Origin of the sequence: Aurantimicrobium sp. INA4 (genome assembly GCF_027924525.1) — a bacterium.
Taxonomy (GTDB): Bacteria; Actinomycetota; Actinomycetes; order Actinomycetales; family Microbacteriaceae; genus Aurantimicrobium.
Map to the genome: position 1 here is coordinate 1,404,372 of NZ_AP027040.1, position 25,406 is coordinate 1,429,777.

Below are 25,406 nucleotides of genomic sequence, written 5' to 3' on the forward strand. Positions count from 1 at the left end.
TTAGTCGACGATAAAGATGGCCTGCATGGGGCAGACATCGATAGCGGCCTGAACATTGTCACGCTCGCTGTCGTCAGCAGTTGCGTGGTATTCAAGCTTGTCGTCGTCATTGAGACGGAAAACATTGGGTGCCTCGAATACACACTGGCCGTAGTGCTGGCACTTTTCCATGTCGACGTTGATCTTGATCATTATTCTTTTTCCTCCACGTTGGATGGGTATAGATCTTTGGAAGGTGTGCGAATTCCGCGGAATTCCCAGTCACCGCCCAAAGCAGTTGAGATAACTTCTTCACTCTCGGTGGGTTGCGCTCCCACGTCTGTGCGAATCGGAGTGGGGCCGACAACGATGTGGTTGGTCAACTTACCGAGGCCTTCAACTTCAACCTCGACAACATCACCAGGTTGAACTGGACGTGAGAAGGCGGGGGTTCCCGAAAAGAGCATGTCACCAGGAACCAAGGTGATGGTGCGGGCAATATCTGCAACCAGATAGTGCATGTCCCATTCCATGTTGTCAGTGTTGTCTTCTTGCTTGACCTCACCGTTGACATAGGTGCGAATCATCTTGTTGCGGAAGTCCCAGTCAGTAACCAGACCAGGGCCGACGGGAGCCAGGGTGTCTGACCCCTTCACGCGCAGCATGGAACCCGCGTCCGTGTCACGGAAGTCGTGCAGTCCGTAGTCATTACCCACGGTGTATCCGGCGATGTAGTCGCCGGCTTCTTCAGGGCTGATGTTGCGGCAGGTCTTGCCGATCACAATGACGATTTCGCCCTCATAGTTCAACCACTTGCAGCCTTCGGGGCGCACAACAGCGCCCTTGTGGCTGTTGATAGCCGTGATGGGCTTGTGGAAGTAGGTGGGTGCATCAGGGAGCTTGGTCATGAACTCCTTGGTGCGGCTGTCGTAGTTCAGGTGAACAGCAATGATCTTGGTGGGCTCCGAAGGTGGCAGATGTTGCGCATCTTCGATAGCTACACGACGGCCGTCGGCGGCAACAAGGAACTCTCCGTCGCGTACGGTTTGCACCACAGCGCCGTCAAGCAGGATTCGACGATATTCAGTCACGTGAGAGAACCATGTCCTTTGGAAGAGGGAAGCCACCTTCGGGCTTCGGAAAGTAGATGTGAACCTGACCGGTGCCGACCGAGTTCTCGTAGTCTGAGTACATCACACCTTTAGAGGTGTTGGCCTCTTCACCAATGGCGCCAGCCATGGTGAGGTAGTGGCTGAAGTTTGCCTCAGGCTTGAACTTCATAAACTCCGGCATGGTCTCAAGAACTCGCTTGTGATCTCCAGCCTTGAACCATTCGATGCGTTCTTCATCAGCAGCACGTGCTTCAGGAGAAAAGATGTGGCTGGGGTCACTGGCTTCGTGTTTGCGCAGATCACGCAGCTTGTAGAAGGTGTGTGAAAGTGCACCCGAAGCCAAGAGAAGAACCTTGCGGTCTGAGTCACGAATAGCTTCACCGAGGGCACGACCTGCACGCAAGAAGTCTTCGGTGGTTGCTGTCTGGCACACCGAGACGGAAACCCAACGCTTGTCGAGTCCCTTACCGAGGTAGTCCCACAGGTTGACGGTGGCATACATGATGGGCAGGTAGGGGTCGGAAATGGGGGTAATCCATGTTCCGTTCTTTTCGTCATACTTGACCACCGACTCAGCAAGCTCACGGTCACCCTTGAAGGAGTAGGGAATCTGTGACATTCCGCGAGGAAGTTCTTCCGCGGTGTACTTTCCCTCACGGTGGTCGTGTGAGGTAATGACAAACTCAACGGTGGTAGCCCAGTGCGAGTCAAGCACGATAACGGTGTCGTAGTCGAGCTTCTCCATGACGTCCTTGCGCAGCTTTTCGAGGCCAGGAACAAGAGAGATTTCTTTGCCCTCATTGAGCTCAAGGCGAGTCTCCTTGGGGAGCATGATTGTGGGTACGTGCGCAAGAATTGCAGCGCCTACTACTTCGCCCATGGTTATTCCTTCCATCCATTTGGTGAAACTACGGTGTTCTTTACATCTGCATAGAAGTCGAAAGACCATGTGCCGCCATCGCGGCCAATGCCTGACTTCTTGGAACCTCCGAATGGTGCACGCAGGTCACGAACAAAGAAGCAGTTGACCCAGATTGTTCCGGCCACTATCTCGTCAGTGATTTTCTTGGCGTGCTCCTTATTTCCGGAGACTACAACGGCGGCAAGTCCAAACTCTGTGCCGTTGGCTTTCTCAATGACTTCCTCATCGGTGTTGAAGGTCATCATGCACAGCACAGGACCAAAGATTTCGCTCGAGACAATTTCAGAACCGGGGGTTGGGTTCTTCACCAAGGTTGGCTTGAAGAACAGTCCGCCCAACTCTTCGTTGGGTTCACCGCCCCAGACAATCTCTTGGCCTTCAGCCTTGGCGCGATCAACAAATCCCATAACTCGATCAAAATGGACCTGGTGGATTTGTGGGCCAATGTCGGTGTCCTCATCACGAGGGTCGCCCTGTTTAATCTCAGCTGCTTTCTCGCCAAACTTCTTGGCAAATTCGTCAGCGATGTTTTCGTGAACGAAGATGCGTGTTCCAGACAGACACACCTGCCCAGCGTTGTCGTATTGTTCAACGGCAATTTCTGCAGCGAGGTCGAGATCTGCATCTTCGAGAACAATCATGGGGCTCTTGCCACCAAGCTCGAAGGAACAGGGGGTCAAGTTGTCGGCAGCTGCGCGAGCAATGACCTTGGCGGTGGGCACAGAACCGGTGAAGGAGATGCGGTTGATATCAGGGTGAGCAACCAGTGCAGCTCCGGCTTCTTTTCCGTAACCTTGCACAACATTGAAGACGCCGTCGGGAATACCCGCCTGCTTGGTTAGGTCAGCAAAGAATGACGCACTCAGTGGTGTCCACTCGGCTGGCTTGAGCACGACAGTGTCTCCTGCGGCGAGCGCGGGGCCAATCTTCCAGGTTGCCAACATCAAGGGGGCGTTCCAGGGAGTAATCAGTGCTGCTACACCAGAAGGGTCCCAGCTGACATTGTTGGTGTGACCACGAGTTTCGAAGGGTTCGTGGTGTAAATCGTTGAGTGCCCAGTCTGCGAAGAATCGAATGTTCATCGCCACGCGAGGCATGACTCCTCTGCGGTGTGAGCGCAACAAGGAACCATTGTCCATGGTTTCAAGCTGAGAAAGGGTCTCATTGTTTTCTTCTACCAGGTCAGCAAGTTTGTGAAGCAGTACACCGCGGCCTTGGGGGCCGAGCTTGGCCCAAGCGGGAAAAGCTGCGCGTGCTGCTGCAACAGCAGCATCTACTTCTTCCTGTCCTCCGCGCGAGATTTCTCCAAGGAAGGTTCCGTCAATGGGCGAAGTGTTGGTGTAGGTCTGAGCTGAGGAGACGCGCTGACCGCCAATGTAGTGGCGGGTGTCAATCTTGGCACCGGCGACGCTAATTGTGCTCATGGGTCAGGTCCTCACATCATCGTGTTGAAGTAATCATTCGTATACTAATGATTATTACTAGGATATAAAAGTCAAGCAAGGTTAAAGTCTGTTTTTATTGGGAAAGGTGTGCTGATGGCCCGCCCGAGAATCGCCATACTTGCTCGCTTTGCAGAAAACACTTCTGCTACTCGTTATGCCGCCGTTATCACCGCACGACGCCTTGCAGAGGCAGTCTGGGCAGCAGGAGGAGAACCCCTTACCTTCCTCCCCGTCGCAGGCAGCAACTGGGCTGAACGCCTTGTCGGCATTGATGGCGTGCTCATGCCAGGTGGTGCCGATGTCAACCCTCGAAGCTATGGTCAAGAGATTTCTTCAGAGCACGTATATGACGTTGATGACTTAGCTGATGACGTCGATATTTCTTTGGTGAACTATGCCCTCGGCACCGGCATGCCCGTTTTGACTATTTGCCGCGGGACACAGATCACAAATGTTGCACGCGGGGGAACGCTGGTTCAACACATGAGTGAACCCCACCAGCACTACGTTGCTGAGGTCACCATTGAGAAGTATCACTCTGAAATGGGCTTAAGTTCAGCAGTGGTTGAGGCCTCCTGCTATCACCATCAGGTGATAGATCAGCTTGGCGAAGGCATCGAAGTCATTGCTCGTTCAGCACAAGGCGGTGTCGAAGCAATCAAGATTGATGCACCAGGGTGGGCTTTTGGTGTGCAATGGCACCCAGAAGACAACTACGACACCAACAAGCCACAAGCAGAACTGTTTGAACGCTTTGTCAGCGAAGCTGCCAAGTATGGAGCTTCGAGCTAACTACTTCGTTCGAGCTTCGGTGTAGTTCGTCAACATGCGCAGCATGTCTGCGAACTTCGCACGATCTGCGGCAGGAATATTCGAAGAGATTTCAACTTCTTGACGGTTAAGTGCAGGGAACAGGGTCTCCATCAATTGGTGACCCTTCTCCGTCAGATTCACCAAGACCAGGCGGCCGTCAGCGTCACTGCGTGAACGCTCAGCTAAGCCCATCTTCTCTAGAGTCTTGAGAACCCCCGTCAGAGTGGCTTTGGAAATACCGCTTTCCTCTGCGATGTCGCGCGTCTCAGCAGGTTCCCAAATCCAAGTGACCCACAACACCACAAAAGCAGTCCAGCTCAGACCGCTTTCAGCAAGGACATTTCGCTCGAAGTGATTACGCACTGCACTGGCTGCACGAAAGAGGTTAGACATCACAGCCATTGCCTCGAAATCGAGCGTCATGTGACTGAGTCTGCTGGAGATCTGAGACTCAGTCTCAGCCAGAGTGTGACTGCCTGCCATGGGTGCTCTTTTCTTTGGAGGGTGATTCAAGTTTATGTCAGCAAACAAAAGAACTCGCGGAATAACTTGACGAATGAAGGGGACATATTGTTATCCTGAGATTATTCGTATCCGAACAATCTCAACGAGGAGACCTCGATGAAGCCATCGTCGCCCTATAACTTGGCCGATTTAGACCTGTTTTCGCACGGAGCCCCCTGGGTGGCTTTCGAGGAAATCCGCAAGAACACTCCTGCGCACTTCAGCGACGAAGGTGCCGACGGAAGTGGCTTCTGGTCCGCCACTCGCTATCACGACATTGTGAAAGTTCTTCGTGACTCTGAAACCTTCACCAGTGAACGCTTCACCAACTTGGAAGAAGTAACCCCCGAGCAAGAAGAAGCACGTCGATCACTCCTCGAGACCGACGGTGCTCGTCACCGCGCGATGCGTCGACTGATTCAGTTCGAATTCACACCCGCTGCTGTTGCTCGCTACGAAAACTTCCTCCGCGGCCTCACCGCGAGTACCCTCGACAACGCTTTTGCCAAGGGCGAATTCGACTTCGTCGAGGACGTTGCTGCCGACTTCCCCATTCGTGTTCTTGCCAAGATCTTGGACGTGCCCGATGAAGACACTGGTCAGCTCATCGACTGGGGTAACCGCATGGTTGGCTTCTCCGACCCTGAGCACGCAGATGTGCTGATCAATTCCGAGGAATCAGAGAAGTACAAGAACCTTCCCTTCCGCTCCCCCGCCGCCCTTGAGGTATTTGAATACGGTGACGAGCTTCGTCGCCAGCGTCTGGGCAAGAACGGCACCGACCTGGTTTCTGTTCTGGTTAACACAGCGCCTTCTGATGGCATCCCGCTCTCTGACCGTGACTTCCACACCAACTTCTTGCTCTTGGTCGTTGCAGGTAACGAGACCACTCGTCACACCATTACCCACACAATGAACAACCTCATCAATAACCCAGATCAGCTTGCTCTTCTGCAGGAGAACCCAGAGCTCATCCCTTGGGCTGTTGAAGAGTTCCTGCGCTATGCAAGCCCGGTTTACCACTTCCGTCGCACTGCAACCAAAGATGTGGATTTCAACGGCCAGCTCATCAAGAAGGGCGAGAAGATGGTCGCATGGTTTGCATCAGGTAACCGTGATGAGAGTGTCTTCGAAAACCCCAACAAGATGGATGTCACACGTAACCCCAACGAACACGTAACCTTTGGTCGCGGTGGCCCCCACATGTGCTTGGGTAACTCACTGGCTCGTATTGAGCTGCGCGTGATGTTCGAAGACTTGATTAGTCGTGTTGACAAGGCAGAGCGCACTGGAGATGTTGACTTCCTGCGTTCGAACTTCGTGCACGGCATCAAGCGCATGCCCGTCAAGGTCACTCTGCGCTAATAACACTCCCGCCGACGGGGTTCGTCACAACCCCTATTGGCCTCCACAAAGAATGGCTCCCCTCACGGGAGCCATTCTTACACCCGCTGCTACTACTGATTTAGGCTGAACACTATGACTGCTCCCCGCGTACTTGTGATTGTTCATGACATCGATGACAACCTCAATGAGTTTGCTGTTCCTCTAGCCGAAGCAGGGTTATACCTAGAGACTTGGGATGCAGCCAAGGACTTTGAGTCACGCCCTCCACTGGATCAGCTCGCACAGTATTCGGGATTTATCTCCCTGGGTGCGCACAACGGCATCCTGGACGAGGCTGAGGTTGAGTGGATGCCTTATGAGCGCAAGATTGTGGAGTATGCGCTCGAGACTGAAACTCCTTTCTTCGGATTGTGTTTTGGCTCACAACTTCTTGCCTCAGTTGCCGGAGCTGCCTTCAAGCCATCTCCTGTTCCCGAGCTGGGTTGGACCGAGGTTGAGATGAAACCCGAAGCTGCAGCTGACCCAGTCTTTGTTCACATCAAAGATGGGCTCAAAGGATTCCACTTCCACTACGACAGCTATGAACTCCCCGAGTCAGCCACACTGCTGGGAGAGACCAACGGCATCATTGAGGCTTACCGAGTTGGTAGCTCAGCTTGGGCCACACAGTTCCATCTTGAGGTGGGGCTCAACCAACAATTGGCGTGGCTCACGACCTATCGCAAATACTTTGAAAAAGAAGGCATCGACGTTGATGAGCAGATGCGTCTGAGCCACGAAAACTTCTTGGAATATCGCAAGCAAGCTCACCTCACTGCTGCGGCATTTGCCGAGCAGGTCAAAGCGTTTGCCGCTAAATAAGTCCAGCGACGTCCTTCAAGAAGGCATCAATGAGAGCATAGGTGCGCTTTTCGGCAGCTGAGTCCTCTGCAACGGTCTGAGCAAGCATGACCTCTGGGTCCAAACCTGCTTCGCGAACCTTGGCCGTGCCACCCCAATCCAGCCATCCCTTCAATCCTGCAGATTCAAGCTCTGGATGGAATTGCACACCTAGCGTCTTGTTGATTGTGAAGGCTTGCGGTGCTGCAGGATTGCGAGCAATCTCGATGGCCCCGGGTGGCACAGTGAAGCGGTCGTAGTGAAATTGAAACCACGGGCCGTTAGAAACAAGCTCAGGGCGATCGCTCCAAATGTTTGTCCAGCCGACCTCAAACTGCGGAGCACGTCCCACTGTTCCCCCCATGGCCCTGGCAATGAGCTGGCCGCCAAAACAAATACCCAAAACTGGTTTACCCGAGGAAACCGCCTTCTTGACGAGGTCGAGTTCTGGCTCAAGCCAGTTCCCAATGCATTCGTTATCCCAGGCTCCCCAAGGAGCACCGAGAGGAACAATCAGATCAAAGTCATCAAAGTTGGGAAACTCCACGGTGATGTTGGGAGTAGAGAACTTTTCTTCAGGAACCACAAGGAACTCAGTGATCTCAAAGCCGTGATGCACGAGTCGACGACCCACAGGGCCGGTCGGACTGACGTGATCGTGCTGGATAACGAGGGCTTTCACAAGTCGCTCCTTGGGTAGAGAATGAGTCACATAAGAAACAGGCATCAAATATTTTGTAGTTTTCTAGCGAATCGGTACTATTCGTTAGTACCCTAACGATAGCGTTATGACACCAAACTTGCCACAAAGGAGTTGCAATGGTTAACGATCTGACCAAACTTCGAGATGACCTCGGGGAACGCGGAATCGATGTTCTGCGCGTCATGTTCTCAGACGTACTGGGCATTGCCCGATCCAAGGACATCCTGGTCAGCCAACTCGATAAGGCCTGCCACAACGGTCCAGCGTTTAGCCAGGGCGTATGGACCACCACCACGGGTGGTGAATTCCACGAGGCAAACGGTATTGCTAACGACGGGCTCCAAGACTTCTTTACTCAGATTGTTCCCAGCACAATTTCGCCCTTGGCTTGGGAGCCTGGGGTTGCCTACGTCGTCGGGGATGCATTCAATCCCGATGGCAAACCCAACATGATGTCCCCCCGCTCGGTACTACAAAAAGTCATCAATAGTTACAAAGAGCTAGGGCTTCACCCCGTTGTTGGACCAGAGCTCGAGTTCTACATTGCCAACAAAGATGAAGATGGAAACTTTGTTCGCGCGCTGTCACAAACCGGTCAGGTATACACAACCGGAACGTTGGTTGACCCAGATGGGGACTTCCTTCACCTCATGCGCATGCTGGATAACCTCAACATAGGTGCATTTGCGGGTAACCACGAATTCAGCCCTAGTCAGTACGAGGTCAACCTCTGGCACAGCGAAGCGCTTGATGCAGCTGACCGCACCTTCTTCTTCAAAGCTGCCGTGAAGGACATCATTGCTCAACGCGGAAAGCACGCTTCCTTCTTGGGTAAGCCTTGGAGTGACGAGGGTGGTTCAGGTTTCCACCTGCACTTCTCGGTAACCGATGCTGACGGCATCAACAAGATGCACGACGGCCGTGGAAACCTTTCTGCTGCTGCCAAGATGCTTATTGCGGGAATAACCAAGCACGCTAACGCATTGACAGCTTTCACTAACCCCACCGTCAACGCATTCAAGCGACTTGGCCCTGACACTCTTGCCCCCTACCGCTCCAACTGGGGTTACGACAACCGTTCGTGCATGGTTCGCGTTCCACCAGAGCGTGGACAAGGAACACGTCTTGAGATTCGCGTGGGCGATGGCGCAGCGAACCCCTACCTTGTTATCGCAGCTATCCTGGCGGCAGGTCTCGACGGCATCGTCAATGAACTCGAATGCCCACCAGATGCAGTTGGTATGGCTTATGACAATGAGGGTGCGGAAGTTCTTCCAGAAACGTTTGGACAGGCCCTGGACTCTCTTGAGAAAGATGATGCTCTTCGCACCCAGATGTCTGAGGAACTCATCAACGTCTTCATGGTTCTTAAGCGTGATGAAATTGCACGCTACGAAGCTGCAGTTCCCGATCCCAGTACCCGTGAAGTTACGGACTGGGAGATTACGGAATACGCTGCGTGTTACTAGACACCTGCTTCTCTCCCAGCAGAGAGATATAAGTAGATCCCCCGGTGCTTCCACCGGGGGATCTACTTATCTGTTGAGACGAACAGAAATACTAAATGCTGGGATTTGAGCCGAGGTCGGCAACGAGAGTTCCACCGTTGAAGGTGGTGCCCACCTCGCGGAAGTAACCGCCCAGGATCTTCTCTACGGGAAGAATCGAGCCAAGCTCATCCCACTGTGAGTCTCCAAGTGTGAGCTCTGCGGTTCCGCCCCAGGCTTGACCGAGGTCGAGGTCCACGCCACCCATGGTGATGAGCTGGTCGAGTGAGTTACCAGCGCCGGGGGTAATCGATGGGACCCATCGGTTGTGAAGCATCTTGTGGCCGTTGACAAAGCCGTTGCTTTCGACCGGTCCAGTGAGGGTCACCTTCGCAGTTGCCAGGCGGTGGTCGTAGGCGGCGAGGCTGGCACCAAACTGTGCGCCGGCCTCGAGACGAGGTGTTGCCTTACCGCGGTTGTAGACACGGGTGGAATGCATGGAACCAAGCTTCTTGGGGTAGCCTTGGAACCAACCACGTGCCATAGCGAAGTCTTTGGTGACCCAGATTGCTACACAGCGGCTGTAGGTAACGCCTTCGTATTTGCAGCGGACAACCACGAAGGTCTCCATGTACTGCGAACGGTCAGGATCAAGAAGTTCTTCAAAATCATCAGAGCAGGACTGCCAGTCTGCCCAAATGAGGGCAACAGCACCTGGCTCTTCATCTGCAAGCTCGAGCTCGGGAGGAAGAATGGCACGCACATTGGCAGGATCGGTCACATACTCGACAGTGAGCAGTGTGCCGGAATAGTGCCATGGCATCTCGGGAATGATGGCGCTTTTCCCCGTGGGGGTCTTTGGCGCAAGAAAGCCTTTGAGTTCAGTCATAGGAAAAGAATATATGGTCATTCGTATCCAAACAAACCTTTTTGACAAAGATAACTTTTCGGCCAAAAGCGCCTTTTTGGCTTGACGTGGGGGACAAATGTTGGGAAAGTTAGAAAATCGTTTTTATCCGAACGATTTATATATCTGAACTCAATGAGGAGATCAATGATGTCAACCGCGCAAACGGCTGAAGACACCTCTCTTAAAAAAGGACGCCTTGGCGTCATAGGAATTGTCTTCTTCGTCGTCGCAGCTTCCGCGCCCCTTGTGGGCATGACAGGTGCTGTACCTGTCGCCATGCTCGCCGGTAACGGCGCAGCCGCCCCAGGAGCGTACCTCGCAGTAGGTATCGTTCTTTTATTGTTCAGCGTTGGTTACACCGCCATGGCGCACAAAGTCACCAACACTGGTGCCTTCTTCGCTTACGTCGGTCGTGGTTTGGGCGTCAAGGCTGGTGTTGCTTCGGCATTCATCTCCATCGTGGGATACATCACCATCCAGCTAGCTATCTATGGCTTCTTTGGTGCGATTCTCTCTGGCCAGATGGCAGCAATTGGTATCGACCTACCTTGGTACGTCTGGAGCATCTTTGCCTGGGTACTTGTCACGGCTCTGTCCCTGTTGAGCGTTGATGTGGGTGCCAAGGTTCTGGGAACACTCATGATCCTCGAACTCCTCTCTCTTATCATCACCGGAGTTGCCATTTTGGCTAATGGTGGCCCTGAAGGCTGGAACCTTGCAGCATCGTTCTCACCTGATCAGATTTTCGCTGGTGGATTCGCTGGCGGTGCTGGTATCGCAATCGCGTTCGCTTTTGCGTCCTTCATTGGTTTCGAAGCCACAGCCATCTACGGTGAAGAATCAATCAACCCCAAGAGAACAGTGCGTCGGGCAACCTACTGGGCAGTCGGAATCATCACCGCTGTGTTTGCAATCGTCTCCTTTGCCATGGTGACCGGTATGGGTGCCAACGCAATCTACGACGAGGTCATCGCTCGTTCCTCTATTGAGGGAGTGCCACTTGCAGATCCTGCTGCCGTGCTGTTCTCACTCGCAGACCAATACGTAGGTGGCTGGATGGTTACAGTTATGAGCTGGTTGGTTGTTTCCAGCCTCTTCGCTGGACTGCTTGCATTCCAGAACGCAACCGGTCGTTACTTCTTCGCAATGGGACGCGGTGGTGTTCTGCCACAACGCTTTGGAACTACCAACAAAGCTGGTGCTCCACAAGCTGGCGTTATCCTCACCTCAATCATTGCGCTCGTCGTAATCGTTCTCTTCGCAATCGGAAACCTTGACCCTGTACTCAACCTTTTCTTCTGGATGAGCGCAATTACTGCAATTGCAATCATTCTGGTTGAAATCCTTGTGAGCATCGCGGTCATCGCTTACTTTGCTAAGAACGAAGGCGCTAACCTCTGGCAGGGCAAGATTGCTCCTGCGCTCGCGCTGATTTTCCTTGTGGTGGGTGAATACCTCTTGATGAGCCGCTTCAACCTACTTGCAGGAACAGCAGCTGAAGGGGTTGACCCATCACTTCCAGAAAGCGCGTGGGCACTGAGCCCATTCGGCTGGTTCCTCGTTCTGACACCTTTCATTGCTGGAATCATCGGCTTCATCGTCGCTGCAATTCAGGGCAAGGAAAAGGCTGCGCTGACCGAGGACATTCTGTCCTAATAACCAAATAAAGAATGGGGCCCTCATCCACAGTGGATGAGGGCCCCATTACTTAAGGGTGATTTGAAACCTAGTTACAGGTGCAACGGTCAGCCTGGGCTACGCCTTCCAGCGCTTCCTCGATGTGCTCGCCGCAACCGGTCCAGGTGGTCTTGCCGCATGAACCGCATTTGGCTGGACTACACATGTTTACCTCCGAATAAGCAGTGACCATATGGCCACACTTTGTATACCCCCTAGGGTATCTAATTTCTGGCGTTTCTGCCAGCCCCAGAATACCCGTAGAGGCTGAAAAAATTGTCTGAACCTTGGATGAATTTGTTACATAGGTTTTACTTCCGGTCTAGGAAGAAAAGGGAAAACAGGTTTACCCTAAAGCTATGGGGACATACACATTAGAAGAACTCAACGCCAGCAACATCGTTGCTGCCAACTCCTTGACGCTCAAGCGAGGTCAGGAACAGTTCCTCGCTCCCCCGTCGTATTCCATCTCTGAGTCGTATGTGAATCCCACAACAGCCTGGCCCCGCGTCATTAAAGACGGTGACACCGTCGTTGGTTTCGTGCGCGGAAACTTCGATCCGGACAACGTCCAACCAGAATTACGCAGTTGCTTGTGGCGCATCCACGTTGCTGCTGACTACCAGGGCAAGGGTGTGGGAAAGTTTGCTGTCGCCGCGCTGGTTGACGAAGCCAAAGCTCGCGGAGCCAAGAGCCTGACCGTGCTGTGGGAGCGCGGTGTTGACAGCCCTGAAGAGTTCTTCCACCGCGTAGGTTTCTCTGACGTTGGAACCACCCAATACGGTGAAACCATCGGAGAGATTAAGTTCTAAGCCCACATGAAAGAACCCCCGGCTGTGCCGGGGGTTCTTTCATGCTCAGATTTAGCGCATGCGCACAGACAAGCAGGTGACGCAGCCTTCAAGTTTTTCGAACTCAGAGATATCGACTGTGATGACACGGTAACCAAGTTCACGGAAGAGCTCCGCGGACTTCGGTGCTGAAGATGACATCAACACTGTGTCGGGTGCCAAGACCACAACTGCAGTGCCGTGTGCTTCAGGCACGGGAAGGAAGCGGTCAAAGACACGGGGGTCATCTACGAGTGGTGGGTAACCGATGACAGTGCCATCCGGCAACGCAGTCACGGCTGTCTTGAGGTGCAGTGCTTTGGTGACAGGAACAGCTACAACGGTGTAACCCTGCTGGGCTGCAATGGCACGAAGCTGGCGAATACCTTCTCCATTTGTACGACCACCACGTCCCACATAAACAGTCTTACCAACCTTGAGAACATCGCCACCATCGAGAGCACCTGGGCTGACAATGCGTTCTATCTTGACGCCCAGCTCGTTAAGAGTTGCTTCTGTGCCAATAATTTCTGGCTTGCGGCTATCGGCTCCAGGGTTAGTGAGAACGGCAATCTTGCCCAGCATCACCACAGTGTCTTCGATGAAGACACTGTCCGCTAGGTCATCACGTGGTTCAACCTCAATGGTGAGCCAGCCTGCAGCGTTCAGCGCTGCAACATAGCCATCCCACTGATCATTCGCCAGATCAACATCAACCTTTTTGCGTTTGATGTGTGTGATGAGACCCTCTGCAAGGTTTGCAGCTGGCGCACGAACCAGCGCAACTTTTGTGGGCTGGTCACTCTTGGTGCGAGCAAGAACTGCACGCCAAATTGCGGTACCTGCGGTTACCGAGGCAACCGAACCTGCGATGAGGAAGATGAGGTTGTCGTTCAACAGTGAACCGTAGACAACTGCAACCACTTCAGGGCTCATGCCCACACCCTGAATACCAACCTGAATGAACATGCCCGTAATGGCAGCAATTGCAGAGGCAACCAGTCCAACGACCCAGGAGTAACGACGCTTCGCGAGGAAACCCAATAAGCCGGCCAATGCGATGAGGAAGAACAGGATGGTGCTGGCAGTGAAGAAGAAAGCTCCCGCCTGCCACATGATGTTTTCATCAAGACCCTTGCCGATGAAAAATGCCAAGACGGTGACATCTTGAGCAATGAAGGCTACAGCGAGCGCTGATAATCCGGCGGCAAGAAGGCGACGTGGAGTAAACATAAGCATGGTGTCCTTTAGTGGAAGAAGTGGCGTTCGCCGGTGAAGTACATCGTAACCCCTGCCTTCTGGGCAGCAGCGATGACTTCTTCATCACGAACTGACCCACCCGGCTGAACTACTGCTTTAATGCCGGCTGCCAAGAGAACCTGGAGACCATCAGCAAAGGGGAAGAAGGCGTCGGAGGCAGCGACAGAACCTGCTGCACGGTCACCTGCGCGATTGACCGCGAGGTGGCACGAGTCAACCCGGTTGACTTGCCCCATACCTACGCCAACAGATGCGCCGTTGTGTGCAAGCAGGATGGCGTTGGACTTGACCGAACGACATGCTTTCCATGCAAACTCAAGATCGACCAAGGTATCGGGGTCTGCGGGTTCACCGGAGACCAGCTGCCAATTTGTCAGAAGTGCGCCGAGCTTGGCATCGCCGTCGAAGAGGTCAGCGTCCTGCACAAGGAAGCCCCCAGATATTTGGCGGACCTCTTGAGGCTCACGGCCGAAGTTTTCTGGCAGTTGCAACAGGCGCAGGTTCTTCTTTGTCTTGAGTAGAGTGAGCGCGTCTGGTTCAAAGCCGGGAGCGACAAGTACCTCCGTGAACACTTCACTGACCTGCTCAGCCATCTTGAGAGTGACAGGACGGTTTGCCGCGATAACGCCACCAAATGCAGAGACGGGATCACACTCGTGTGCCAAGCGGTGAGCAGAAGCAATCTGATCCACAGCCTTGTCACGACCGACAGCAATACCGCAAGGGTTTGCGTGCTTGATGATGGCCACTGCAGGGTTGATGAAGTCATAGGCTGCACGCACCGCAGCATCAGCGTCCACGAAATTGTTGTAGGACATTTCTTTACCGCCGAGCAGCGTCGACTGTGCGATGCCGTGGCCGCCCTGCTCTAGGTACAGAGCAGCTTCTTGGTGAGAGTTCTCACCATAACGCAGGATTGATCCGCGCTGTGCTGACACAGTAAAGTTTTCTGGGAACTTCTCATCGCGAACAAACCACGCAGACACTGCAGCGTCATAGGCAGCGGTGTGTGCAAAAGCTTCAGCCGCCAGTGAGCGTCGCTGTTCAAGTGTGGTTCCACCCGTTGCCAATGCTTCGATGATTTCTCCATACCGAGCAGGTGAGACCACGATTGCAACATTGGGGTGGTTCTTCGCCGAAGCACGAACCATTGCAGGTCCGCCAATATCAATCTGTTCAATCACATCAGCGTCTTCAGCACCGGATGCAACAGTCTCGCGGAAGGGATAGAGGTTCACAACCACAAGATCAAATGCAGCGATTCCTAGTTCGTCGAGTTGTTCAGCGTGAGACTGAAGGCGAAGGTCAGCAAGGATGCCGGCGTGAACCGAAGGGTGCAAGGTCTTGACTCGGCCATCGAGCGATTCTGGGAAGCCGGTTACTTCACTGACGTCTTTGACCGCATGACCGGCATCGCGGATGGTTTGTGCCGTTGAACCGGTGGAGACAAGCTCAACACCTACTGCACTCAGTGCACCTGCAAGTTCAAGCAACCCAGTTTTGTCGCTGACTGATATCAGGGCACGACGAACGGGGACAACATCGCGGTGTGTGTACAGGTTGGGACCGTGGGAAGGACCGCTCATCAGCGTGCTAACTCCTGAAGGTTGATGTTTTCGGTGGCAATGTTTTTCACGGTGCGAACAATGAGTTCTCGTTCCACCGCTTTGATACGTTCATGTAATGAATCTTCAGTGTCATCAGCTTTGATATCCACCTGAACTTGCTCAATAACTGGACCTGTGTCGACACCTTCATCCACAATGTGCACAGTAGCGCCGGTAACTGTTGCCCCATCAGCCAGTGCATCACGCACTGCATGCGCTCCTGGATACAAGGGTAGAAGGGCTGGATGCATGTTGATCAGTTGGGGCGAGAACAGCCCCACAAATCCCGCGGGAAGGATTCGCATAAATCCAGCGCACACAACCAAATCTGGTTGATGCTCAGAAATGGCTGCGGCGAGAGCTTGTCCCCATGCTTCGCGATTTGCGTATTCTTGCGGAGCAACAACAAAGGTGGGCACACCAAACTCAACAGCGTGAGCTAAACCGCTTGCAGCATTATCGGCCCCAACTGCAACAATCTCAGCAGGGTAAGAGTCGTCGCTTGCGGCATCAAGAAGAGCACGCAAATTAGAACCTGACCCCGAGATCAGGACGACGAGTTTCAGCACAGGTTAAGCCTACCGGCTAGAAATAGAGCGAAATTCGGGCCTCTTACTTTTGCTTTGCTGTCGAAACACCCGAACGCGCATACATTCCAAGTGCGGCGGCGATAAGGAACTCGAGTGCAGCAATACCGCCAGTGCGCAATGCATTTGGTCCCACATCTGCCAATCGACCCGGACCGGCAGCACCACCACTGGCCCATGCCAACAAACCGATGAGGATTCCTGCAACGAGCGCGATACCCAGCACGGTTAGTGAAATCCAGCGGAACGACACCTCCGTGCCGAGAGCTCGCAGTAATGCTGGTCGAATAAACCACGCCGCTAGGAATGCAGCCAGCAACGGAACCAAAAGCCCGAGGAATCCAAAGGCTAAATCATTGGTGGGCATAGCTCCCAGAATGGGCAAAGCGGGAACAAGACCCAGATCTGTTCCAACTGGAGAAACAGAGGAACCGGTGCCGAGAGCGAAGCCGGTGCCAATGAACCACGAGACTACCCACATCACAAAGTTGGGCATAAACATCAATTGGGCTGCCGTAAGGATGAGGCTTCCGCCACCGCCTCCTTGCAAGCCTTCATAAATGCCCAAAATGCTGGCGAAGTTCGCGATGATCAATACAGATAGCGCAACTGCTGAGGCGCCAATGACGAGTGCGGCCGTCATCAGACCTCCGCGCAATGAAGCTGAAAGCACGGCTTTGACTTGTGAAGAAAGCCCGGTTGCCCAACCCACCACTTTTTGTTGCACGCGCTCAGCACGGCCTCCCGAGTGACCGACTTCTCCTCGAGCGCCAATGAAAACTCCCAAAGCGAAGATAGCTGTGGGGAAAGAGACTGCCATCCACATCACTGGAGTGGCATTGACGTGAACAGCAGAGAGGGCGATGAGGATTGTGAAGAAGCCGAAGGTTGCCACCGCTGAGAGCGGCCCCACAAAGCGAGCTCCTGATTCAAAAGACTTTCGACCCAGTCGAACGCCAAGCAGGATGGTGAGCAAAGAAAAACTCAGTGGTGCAATGGAGATGAGGAAGGGCTTGTCGCCACCTGGAAGGTTAACTGCAGCAGCCAGAGCTGGGTCCAAGGTCATTTTCAGATCGACACCGTGACCGACCAGCCAAATATCTGCGGACGCGCGATAAAACACATCCCAGCTCACACCGGAATCAAATTGCACTGCCCACATCAAACTCAGCGGAACGAGCGAGATGCCGACCCCAATAGCTAGCGCAATGAATGCCTCGAGGGCAGCAAGCAGAGCAATGAGGGTGCGGTTCACCTCTTGATGCTATGACTTTTTAGCAGCAGGCTTCTTCGCGACAGGCTTCTTTGCAGGAGCTTTCTTCGTAACAGGCTTTGCAGTGGTGGCTTTCTTCGCAGCAGGCTTTGCCGAAGTTGTCGCCTGTGCAGCAGGCTTCTTCGCGGGAGCTTTCTTCGCAGCAGGCTTTGCAGCTGAGGGAGCAGGTGCTACCGGAGCTGCGGGAGCTGCCGCTGCTGCCGCAACAACGAGCTTGCCGTTGGTGCGTTGCAGGACCTCATATACAAAGAGGAGAACCAGTATGAGCAGGGTGTTCCAGATGACCATCGGAACGGTTACGGGCTGCTGAAGAGCAACAATCCATGCAACGACGCCGATAATCACAACACGTGCGAGAACGCGGTACTTGTTCAGCACGGGGCTCACTTCAGCGAAAGTTTTGTTCTGAGGGTCAACTGCCTTGCGAACGATGTCAATCTGCTTGTTGGAGAAAGCGCGAAGCTTGGCAGCGGACTCTGAGGATCCAAAAGCCCATGCTGCAATTGCGGCGAAAATTGCTGCAACGCCCAAGGCAGCAACAACATTGACGACGTAAGAGGTCACGGCGTCGTAGATCACTCCGACTGCTCCAGAAATAGCCGGGTCAATAACAGTGGACGCCACGATACGACCAGTTCCGAAAAGGAAGCCCATGAAACCCATCACCAGAGCAAAGACAATGCTGGTGGCCATGATCGCACGTTGACGATTACGCGCTGCGAAAATTCCGACGGCGAACATCGCAGCCACAATCCATGGCAGCCAGGTTCCTACACCCACGCCAACCTGGTAAATCACACGAGCGAGTGCTAGCTCAGGAATCTTGCCGATGGTAATGGACTTGTCGACCTCAGGGATGGCGTTAGCAAAGCCAACACCTTGTTTCACGAGAGCAGCCTTGATATCGACAATGATGGGCTTGAGCGGAAGAGTAAGGGTTCCATCATTGGAAAGCTGAATCATCGAGTTGGGGTCACCTGAGAGCAGGGCAACAGCTTGTTCCTGGGTGAGTGTCAGAGTCTTGGTCCAGGCCTGTTGGAAAGCATCTGATTCAACAGCCTTAGTTACAACATCGGTAATCAGTGCATCAACACCACTTGCAACCGGAGTGCTCAGCATCTCTAGGGCCTTCTGTGCAGGCTCTGGAAGGTTGAGCGCCTGAGCCAGTCCCGTGAAAAGCGAATCGGTCAGTTTTGGAATGTCAACGTTTTCCTTGACAACACCCGTGATTTCATCGATGACTACTTGCTGAACTTCGGGGTTAGATGCCAATGGAGAAAGCGTGCTGACGAAGCGCTCGGTGTTAGTCACTTCACTAGTTGCCCAGTGGCTGACGATGGCAACGGGTGTCAACACCATTGCGACGATAATCAGAATGCTCGAGAGCCAGGCGCGTCCAGCACTCTTCTTTACAGCTTCAGCCACAGTTTTCCCCTTTGAAGAAAGTCTTAGTCGTTCAAGTCTGCCACCGACAAATGGTTTAACCCAACCCATTTGGACTCAGCGGGGAAAAACACATGGCGCCCACCCAAAGGTGAGCGCCATGTGCATGATGGTTCAGTTAGAGGTTTTGCATGATTTCACGCATCAGACGTGCAGCCTCGGAAGGAGTCTTTCCTACCTTGACACCAGCAGCCTCGAGGGCTTCCTTCTTTGCCTGAGCAGTTCCAGCAGAGCCAGAAACGATTGCTCCAGCGTGACCCATGGTCTTACCTTCGGGAGCGGTGAAGCCAGCAACATAGCCAACTACAGGCTTAGTTACATTCGCCTTAATGAAGTCTGCGGCACGCTCTTCAGCGTCACCACCGATTTCACCAATCATGACGATGGCCTTGGTCTCTGGATCGGCCTCGAATGCAGCGAGTGCATCGATGTGGGTGGTGCCGATGATGGGGTCTCCACCAATACCGATAGCGGTTGAGAATCCGAGATCGCGCAGTTCGAACATCATCTGGTAGGTCAGGGTTCCAGACTTGGAAACCAGACCGATGGGGCCCTTGCCGGTGATGTTCGCTGGAGTAATTCCTACGAGTGCTTCACCTGGGGTGATGATGCCGGGGCAGTTGGGGCCAATGATGCGGGTCTTGCCGCCCTTTTCCTTGGCATATGCCCAGAACTCTGCAGAGTCCTGAACGGGGATGCCCTCAGTAATGACAACGAGCAGGGGAATCTCTGCGTCGATAGCTTCGATCACTGCATCCTTGGAGAATGCAGGAGGAACGAATGCGATTGAGACATCTGCGCCGGTGGCAGCCATTGCTTCAGCAACAGTTGCAAAGACGGGGAGCTCAACATCACCGTGAGTAACAGTGGTGCCCGCCTTGCGAGCGTTTACACCACCAACTACCTGGGTTCCCGCAGCGAGCATGCGGGCGGTGTGCTTGGAGCCTTCACCACCGGTGATGCCCTGCACGATGACTTTGGAGTCTTTGTTCAGAAAGATTGACATTTCTTATCCTTGAGTTTTCGTGAGGGCTTAGCGGGCAGCGAGTTCAGCGGCCTTGTCGGCGCCGTCATCCATGCTGTCTGCGAGGGTTACGAGTGGGTGGTTAGCCTCGGCGAGGATACGACGACCCTCGTCGACGTTGTTGCCGTCAAGGCGAACAACGAGAGGCTTGTTAGCAGCGGAACCAAGGGTTGCCAGTGCCTGGACGATACCGTTCGCCACAGCGTCACAGGCGGTGATACCACCGAAGACGTTGACGAAAACGCTCTTGACCTGGGCGTCACCGAGGATCACGTCGAGACCAGCCGCCATCACTTCAGCAGAAGCTCCACCACCGATGTCGAGGAAGTTCGCGGGCTTGACACCACCGTGGTTTTCACCAGCGTAGGCAACAACGTCGAGGGTGCTCATGACGAGACCCGCACCGTTACCGATGATGCCCACCTCTCCATCAAGCTTGACGTAGTTGAGGTCTGCTGCCTTCGCCTTTGCCTCAAGAGGGTCAGCAGCTGCCTTGTCTTCAAGGGCTGCGTGGTTCTCGTGACGGAACTCTGCATTCTCATCTAGCGAGACCTTACCGTCGAGAGCAATGATGTCGCCTTCTTCGGTGAGAACCAGTGGGTTCACCTCAACGAGGGTAGCGTCTTCACCGGTGTAGACCTCATAGAGCTTGACGAAGACAGGAGCAACCTTGTCCACAAGCTCTGCTGGGAACTTTGCTGCCACAGCAATCTTCTTAGCTTCCTCGAGGTCGATGCCCTTGATGGGGTTTACTTCGATGCGAGCAAGAGCTTCAGGGCGCTCAACAGCGAGCTGCTCAATCTCCATGCCGCCTTCGTAGGAGGTGAGGGAAAGGTAGGAGCGGTTTGCGCGGTCAAGCAGCACGGAGAAATAGAACTCCTGAGCGATGCGAGCACCTGCTGCGACCATGACGCGCTTGACGACGTGTCCCTTGATGTCGAGTCCAAGAATGGCCTTGGCTGCTTCTTCAGCTTCCTCAGGGGTCTTGGCAACCTTGACGCCACCAGCCTTACCGCGGCCACCGACCTTAACCTGAGCTTTGACGACAACTACGCCACCGAGCTTTTCAGCTGCAGCACGTGCTTCAGCAGGGGTGTCTGCGATGATGCCCGCCAGTACGGGAACGTCATAACTCTCGAACAGGTCCCTGGCTTGGTATTCGTATAAATCCACGTGATTCCCAATCCGCATTGAGCGATAAATTGTCAGCAGCGATAGGACCGCCACTGGCGAAAGTTAAAAGTAACTTGATATCAAGATAAATTGACCAGTTCGACTTTACCCCTTTTTTCAGCCAATTACACCCCTGAACAAGGTTTGGCTCACCTAACTAGATACCAAAGACTCAAACTGCCAAGCTGGTGTCATGGCTGAACCAACTCTTGAACACGGATTTGAACCTCACGACGCTGCATCCAACAGCAAACTGAACTGGCTTCGAGCCGGAGTTCTCGGCGCAAACGATGGCATTGTCTCCATTGCTGCACTGGTTGTTGGTGTTGCGGCCGCCACCAGCGATCCCGCAGTGATTTTCCTTACCGGTATTGCTGCCCTTGCTGCCGGAGCTATCTCGATGGCGTTGGGAGAATATGTTTCTGTTTCTAGCCAACGAGATTCTGAGAAGGCGTGGGTCAATAAGGAACGCCGTGAACTGGAAATGTTCCCCGAGGAAGAACTCGAAGAACTCGTTGCGCTCTATGAGGCCAAGGGCCTCAAGCCAGAGACAGCTCGTCAGGTTGCTGTTGAAATGACCGAGGTGGATGCTCTCAAGACCCACCTCGACGTTGAGCTGGGAATTGACCAAGACGAACTCACTAACCCGCTCCACGCGGCTATTTCTTCTGCGATTGCATTCACCGTTGGAGCCCTTCTTCCGCTGTTAGCTGTCTTACTCACCCCAGAGCCTTTCAAGATTGCCGCTACAGTGGCAGCGTCTCTCTTGGCGCTGGCACTGACCGGCGGAATTGGTGCCTACATCGGAGGCGCACCTGTTCCTCGCGCAATTCTGCGCGTGACTATCGGTGGGGCGCTTGCACTTGCAGTGACCTACTTCATCGGTTCGCTTTTAGGCGGTGGCGCAGCAATCTAAGTTTGCGCTCTCCTTATAGTTTTTCGATTGGCGCAATCTTGATCAGGAGCTTCTTTGCTCCAGCAGTATCAAACTTCACGTGAGCAACACTCTTGGCACCTTCACCTGTTACCTGGTTGACCGTTCCTTCACCAAAGTCGGCGTGAGAAATACGGTCGCCAGCGACAAGAACGAGGTTGCCGTTGTCACGAATCTTGTTCGTGACCCGATTAGCCCATTCGGTCTTTGGTTTAGGGGCAGCCTCGAGAGAGTTCCAGCCACCTTCGGTAGAGCCCCAACCACCAAGCTCACTCGAACCAAAGCCGCCGTCATAGCGTGAACCTCGAGCATTGAGTGCTCGTGATTGATAACCGTCACGCCCGTTCACTGTTCCAGGTGACTGGCGCCATTCAATGAGCTCTGAGGGAATCTCCTGCAGATAGCGAGAGGGCATAGCGACATTGGTCTGACCAAATTGTGCTCGACTCATCGCCAAAGACAGGAACAGCTTCTTGCGCGCACGTGTGATTCCCACATAGAACAAGCGACGTTCTTCGGCAGGTCCACCAGGTTCCCCGGAGGACATCCGGTGAGGGAGGAGTTCTTCTTCAACACCTGTAATAAATACAGCGTTGTATTCCAAACCTTTTGCGGTGTGCAAGGTCATGAGCGAGACGGTGCCACTGGCATCGTCGAGCTCGTCTGCGGCGGCCACGAGAGAAACCTCGGTCAAGAAATCAACGAGCGTACCGCCGGGGTTGTTCTTATCGAACTCTTTGGTCACCGCCAAGAGTTCTTCGACGTTCTCTGCCCGTGCTTCATCTTGAGGATCACGAGTTGCTCTGAGTAAATCCACATATCCGGTTTCTTCCAGAATCCGTGTGAGGACGTCAGCAACGGGTGAAGATTCGGCCAGCGAGGTTGCTTCATCAATGAGGCCCGAGAGTTTGGCAATTGCTCCGGAGACCTTGGGGCCAAGACCGAGGGAGTCTGCAGAGCGCAATGCGTCGCGCAAGGTGATCTGGTTGGTGTCGGCGTAGTTCTGCAGACCTGTTTCGGTGGCAGGACCAATTCCGCGCTTGGGAACATTGAGAATACGGCGAACAGCAAGCGAATCAGCTGGGTTCGCCACAGCAACTAAGTACGCCAAGATGTCTTTGATCTCTGCACGTTCATAGAACTTCGTGCCGCCCAAGATTCGGTAGGGAAGAGCTGAGCGGATAAAGATTTCTTCCAGCGCACGCGTTTGAGAGTTCGTTCGGTAGAAAACCGCTATCTCGTTGTAGCCCATTCCCTGCGCGTGGAGGGCACTAATTTCATCCACGACAAACTGGGCCTCATCGTGTGCTGAGTAACCAGTGAATCCAACAATGAGATCGCCATCACCCACATCGGTCCACAGCTTTTTATCCTTGCGATCAAAGTTGTTGGAAATGACCGCATTAGCTGCAGAAAGAATGGTCTGTGTTGACCGATAGTTTTGCTCCAGCATGACCACGTGGGCGCCAGGGAAATCACGTTCGAACTCAGTAATGTTGCGCATATCTGCGCCACGGAAAGCGTAAATGGACTGATCGGAATCACCCACCACCGTCAGTGAAGCGCCAGGAAGACCATCTGCTGTTTCTCGAGTGAGCTCGTGAATGAGTGCATATTGTGCGTGGTTGGTGTCCTGATACTCGTCAACCAGGATGTGCCTAAATTGTTTGCGATAGTGATCTGCAACATGTGGGAATGCCCGAAATAAGAACACCGTCTGGGCAATGAGGTCATCAAAGTCAAAGGCATTGGCTGCCTGGAGTGCGCGGGTATACCCGCGGAAGATTTCGAGGAACTTCACCTCGGTTGGATCATTGAGATTTGCATTACGGGAGTAGCTGTCAACATCAGAGAGCTCATTTTTGAGTCGAGAAATCTTTCCGGCAACACCTGAAACAGAAAGTCCGTAGGTATCTGCTTCATACTCCTTGATAAGTCGTTTGATCAGGGTACGTGAGTCATGTGAGTCATAGATGGTGAACGCTTTGGTGAAACCGAAGTTCTCCGCCTCACGTCGCAGTATGCGAACACAGGACGAGTGGAAGGTTGAAATCCACATCCCTTCGGTCGCCGCACCCAGCATTTTTTCTGCACGTTCGCGCATTTCTGCGGCAGCTTTGTTGGTGAAGGTGATGGCCAAGATATTGCTGGGCCACGCTTCCCGATTACTAATCAGGGAAGCAATACGTCGGGTGAGGACACTGGTTTTTCCCGAACCTGCTCCGGCAACAATAAGTAAGGCGGGGCCACGGTATTCCACCGCTTCACGCTGCTGGGGATTAAGCCCATCCAGTAAAGGGTTGGGCGATGAAAGCTCACTCATTGCGCCTTAAGTCTATGGGCGCGTACGGACAGCCAAGTCAGGGAAGTCACTGAACACCCCATCAACGCCCAGCGACCATAACAACTCAAAGAACTCTTCCCAGTTACCCGGTTCATGATCTGCGCCATCGGTGCGAAATTCTTCAGGAAGAAAGACATTCTCTATACGCAATGACCACACCCAGACTGTCAAACCACGCTGATGTGCACTTTCAACAATTCTGCGTCCTTGCTCAACATCTAATGTGGAATCTCTTCCCATGAGCAGACTCCAGGCGAGGGCCACACCGTCAAGTTTCTCCGCGAATATATCTAGGCCAGCATCTGAAAGTTCATCATGGTTCGAAATAGAAGGGACTCCTTCTGAGAGCGCCCACTGCACTTCATCGAAAGCGGTGTAACCAAAATCCATGATGTAGACATGTCTGGCGCCCACGCCATTGTCTTTGCAGCGCATCACAACACTCTTCTCGAAGCTTTCAATGAAGATTCGGGGGTCGTTTAAGTGCCAGCCTGCAAGAAATAAATCTTGAGCAATGAGGTCCTCAAAAGCAAAACCCTGCTGTGCAAAATAGGTGGGGTGCTTAATCTCTACGACGAGCGTGAGCTTTCGAGGTGCCTGGTCTGCAATCTCTAACAGATCAATGAAACGGAGCATGGCATATTCGCCATTCTCTAGAGCATTTTGTGGCCGCAACTGGGGCACACGTTCGATGCAGCGCAAAGTGGAAAGCTCAGCCCAGGTGAAATCCTCGGTGAACCAACCTGTGAGCTCTTCCCCATCTACAACTTTTGTAGTGAGGAGGTGGGCAAACTCTGGTCTGCTTGCCACATCTGTGGTACCTGAGATTTCATTCTCGTGCCGGATGACAAGGACTCCGTCTCGGGAAATCACGAGATCAGGCTCAATTGCGTCAGCGCCTTGTTCAATTGCGGTGAGGTAGGCCTTCCGAGTGTGCTCAGGATGGTAGCCACTTGCACCGCGATGGGCAATGACGAGAGGTGAAGTCATGTTTCAAGAATGGCAGAGTGCATGGATAAACATGCTGATTATTCACTAGGAATACATTTACCTCTTGGCTTGAGGATGCTCGGTGTGATCACATCTGCCCTAGACAGTTGAAAACACAGCTAATTCTCGGAAAACTCACTACCCACACTCGGTATCGTGGAGG

23 protein-coding genes are annotated in these 25,406 nt (G+C 53.5%); 7 read left to right on the forward strand and 16 right to left on the reverse strand.

The annotated features are described in order from the left end of the window. From AINA4_RS06920 to AINA4_RS06935, 4 genes are read right to left on the reverse strand one after another with little or no spacing between them, the layout of a single operon-like run. A complete protein-coding gene (locus AINA4_RS06920) occupies window positions 1-192 on the reverse strand; it encodes a ferredoxin (protein ID WP_281786699.1) in 192 nt (63 codons plus the stop codon). Next, window positions 192-1,070 carry a fumarylacetoacetate hydrolase family protein gene (locus AINA4_RS06925; protein WP_281786700.1) on the reverse strand — a complete coding sequence of 293 codons (879 nt, stop codon included), beginning with the start codon at window positions 1,068-1,070 and terminating at the stop codon, window positions 192-194. The genes AINA4_RS06920 and AINA4_RS06925 overlap by 1 nt, the downstream gene beginning before the upstream one ends. Beyond that, window positions 1,063-1,971, reverse strand: a complete 909-nt coding sequence (locus AINA4_RS06930; RefSeq protein ID WP_281786701.1) for a catechol 1,2-dioxygenase — start codon at window positions 1,969-1,971, stop codon at window positions 1,063-1,065. Before AINA4_RS06930 ends, AINA4_RS06925 begins: the two co-directional genes overlap by 8 nt. 2 nt (window positions 1,972-1,973) lie before the next feature. Beyond that, window positions 1,974-3,437 carry an aldehyde dehydrogenase gene (locus AINA4_RS06935; RefSeq protein WP_281786702.1) on the reverse strand — a complete coding sequence of 488 codons (1,464 nt, stop codon included), beginning with the start codon at window positions 3,435-3,437 and terminating at the stop codon, window positions 1,974-1,976. A 114-nt stretch (window positions 3,438-3,551) separates the two neighbouring features. On the opposite strand from AINA4_RS06935, the gene AINA4_RS06940 reads away from it, so the two are divergent. Further along, on the forward strand, window positions 3,552-4,250 hold the full coding sequence (locus AINA4_RS06940; RefSeq protein WP_281786703.1) for a gamma-glutamyl-gamma-aminobutyrate hydrolase family protein: 699 nt from the start codon (window positions 3,552-3,554) through the stop codon (window positions 4,248-4,250). On the opposite strand, the gene AINA4_RS06945 is transcribed toward AINA4_RS06940, so the two are convergent. Then, the gene (locus AINA4_RS06945) at window positions 4,251-4,694 is read right to left on the reverse strand and encodes a MarR family transcriptional regulator (protein WP_281786704.1); all 444 of its coding nucleotides are present in this window, start codon (window positions 4,692-4,694) and stop codon (window positions 4,251-4,253) included. 198 nt (window positions 4,695-4,892) lie between these two features. Between AINA4_RS06945 and AINA4_RS06950 the strand changes: the two genes are divergently transcribed. Together AINA4_RS06950 and AINA4_RS06955 are read left to right on the forward strand one after the other, a co-directional pair. After that, window positions 4,893-6,140, forward strand: coding sequence for a cytochrome P450 (locus AINA4_RS06950; RefSeq protein WP_281786705.1), 1,248 nt, complete (start codon window positions 4,893-4,895; stop codon window positions 6,138-6,140). Between the two features lie 114 nt (window positions 6,141-6,254). Further along, on the forward strand, window positions 6,255-6,983 hold the full coding sequence (locus tag AINA4_RS06955; protein WP_281786706.1) for a type 1 glutamine amidotransferase: 729 nt from the start codon (window positions 6,255-6,257) through the stop codon (window positions 6,981-6,983). Here AINA4_RS06955 and AINA4_RS06960 read toward each other — a convergent pair. Then, a complete protein-coding gene (locus AINA4_RS06960; protein WP_281786707.1) occupies window positions 6,976-7,683 on the reverse strand; it encodes a type 1 glutamine amidotransferase in 708 nt (235 codons plus the stop codon). The genes AINA4_RS06955 and AINA4_RS06960 overlap by 8 nt on opposite strands. Before the next feature lie 137 nt (window positions 7,684-7,820). Here AINA4_RS06960 and AINA4_RS06965 point away from each other — a divergent pair, with 137 nt between their 5' ends. Continuing rightward, window positions 7,821-9,173, forward strand: a complete 1,353-nt coding sequence (locus AINA4_RS06965; RefSeq protein ID WP_281786708.1) for a glutamine synthetase family protein — start codon at window positions 7,821-7,823, stop codon at window positions 9,171-9,173. A gap of 91 nt (window positions 9,174-9,264) precedes the next feature. On the opposite strand, the gene AINA4_RS06970 is transcribed toward AINA4_RS06965, so the two are convergent. Then, the gene (locus tag AINA4_RS06970; protein ID WP_281786709.1) at window positions 9,265-10,080 is read right to left on the reverse strand and encodes an acetoacetate decarboxylase family protein; all 816 of its coding nucleotides are present in this window, start codon (window positions 10,078-10,080) and stop codon (window positions 9,265-9,267) included. A 165-nt stretch (window positions 10,081-10,245) separates the two neighbouring features. On the opposite strand from AINA4_RS06970, the gene AINA4_RS06975 reads away from it, so the two are divergent. Beyond that, window positions 10,246-11,757 (forward strand): APC family permease, encoded by a 1,512-nt coding sequence (locus AINA4_RS06975; RefSeq protein ID WP_281786710.1) that lies wholly within the window; start codon window positions 10,246-10,248, stop codon window positions 11,755-11,757. 380 nt (window positions 11,758-12,137) lie between these two features. Next, entirely contained in the window at window positions 12,138-12,590 is a 453-nt protein-coding gene (locus AINA4_RS06980; RefSeq protein WP_096383293.1) for a GNAT family N-acetyltransferase, read from the forward strand. Between the two features lie 51 nt (window positions 12,591-12,641). Here AINA4_RS06980 and ddaH read toward each other — a convergent pair whose 3' ends face one another. The 7 genes from ddaH to sucC form a co-directional block, all read right to left on the reverse strand. Continuing rightward, complete coding sequence (gene ddaH / locus AINA4_RS06985) at window positions 12,642-13,841, reverse strand: dimethylargininase (RefSeq protein WP_281786711.1); 1,200 nt, start codon at window positions 13,839-13,841, stop codon at window positions 12,642-12,644. Window positions 13,842-13,855: 14 nt separating this feature from the next. After that, a complete protein-coding gene (purH, locus tag AINA4_RS06990) occupies window positions 13,856-15,454 on the reverse strand; it encodes a bifunctional phosphoribosylaminoimidazolecarboxamide formyltransferase/IMP cyclohydrolase (protein WP_281786712.1) in 1,599 nt (532 codons plus the stop codon). Next, complete coding sequence (gene purN / locus AINA4_RS06995; RefSeq protein WP_281786713.1) at window positions 15,454-16,044, reverse strand: phosphoribosylglycinamide formyltransferase; 591 nt, start codon at window positions 16,042-16,044, stop codon at window positions 15,454-15,456. Before purN ends, purH begins: the two co-directional genes overlap by 1 nt. 43 nt (window positions 16,045-16,087) lie before the next feature. Further along, complete coding sequence (locus tag AINA4_RS07000) at window positions 16,088-17,317, reverse strand: DUF6350 family protein (RefSeq protein ID WP_281786714.1); 1,230 nt, start codon at window positions 17,315-17,317, stop codon at window positions 16,088-16,090. A gap of 9 nt (window positions 17,318-17,326) precedes the next feature. Next, window positions 17,327-18,760, reverse strand: coding sequence for a hypothetical protein (locus tag AINA4_RS07005; RefSeq protein WP_281786715.1), 1,434 nt, complete (start codon window positions 18,758-18,760; stop codon window positions 17,327-17,329). A 136-nt stretch (window positions 18,761-18,896) separates the two neighbouring features. Further along, on the reverse strand, window positions 18,897-19,784 hold the full coding sequence (gene sucD / locus AINA4_RS07010) for a succinate--CoA ligase subunit alpha (protein WP_096383279.1): 888 nt from the start codon (window positions 19,782-19,784) through the stop codon (window positions 18,897-18,899). Between the two features lie 27 nt (window positions 19,785-19,811). After that, window positions 19,812-20,975, reverse strand: a complete 1,164-nt coding sequence (sucC, locus tag AINA4_RS07015) for an ADP-forming succinate--CoA ligase subunit beta (RefSeq protein WP_281640082.1) — start codon at window positions 20,973-20,975, stop codon at window positions 19,812-19,814. A 193-nt stretch (window positions 20,976-21,168) separates the two neighbouring features. Here sucC and AINA4_RS07020 point away from each other — a divergent pair, with 193 nt between their 5' ends. After that, window positions 21,169-21,891 (forward strand): VIT1/CCC1 transporter family protein, encoded by a 723-nt coding sequence (locus tag AINA4_RS07020; protein ID WP_281786716.1) that lies wholly within the window; start codon window positions 21,169-21,171, stop codon window positions 21,889-21,891. A gap of 13 nt (window positions 21,892-21,904) precedes the next feature. On the opposite strand, the gene AINA4_RS07025 is transcribed toward AINA4_RS07020, so the two are convergent. Then, window positions 21,905-24,232, reverse strand: a complete 2,328-nt coding sequence (locus AINA4_RS07025) for a UvrD-helicase domain-containing protein (RefSeq protein ID WP_281786717.1) — start codon at window positions 24,230-24,232, stop codon at window positions 21,905-21,907. A 12-nt stretch (window positions 24,233-24,244) separates the two neighbouring features. After that, window positions 24,245-25,243, reverse strand: coding sequence for a glycerophosphodiester phosphodiesterase family protein (locus AINA4_RS07030; protein WP_281786718.1), 999 nt, complete (start codon window positions 25,241-25,243; stop codon window positions 24,245-24,247). Window positions 25,244-25,406 lie beyond the last annotated feature (163 nt).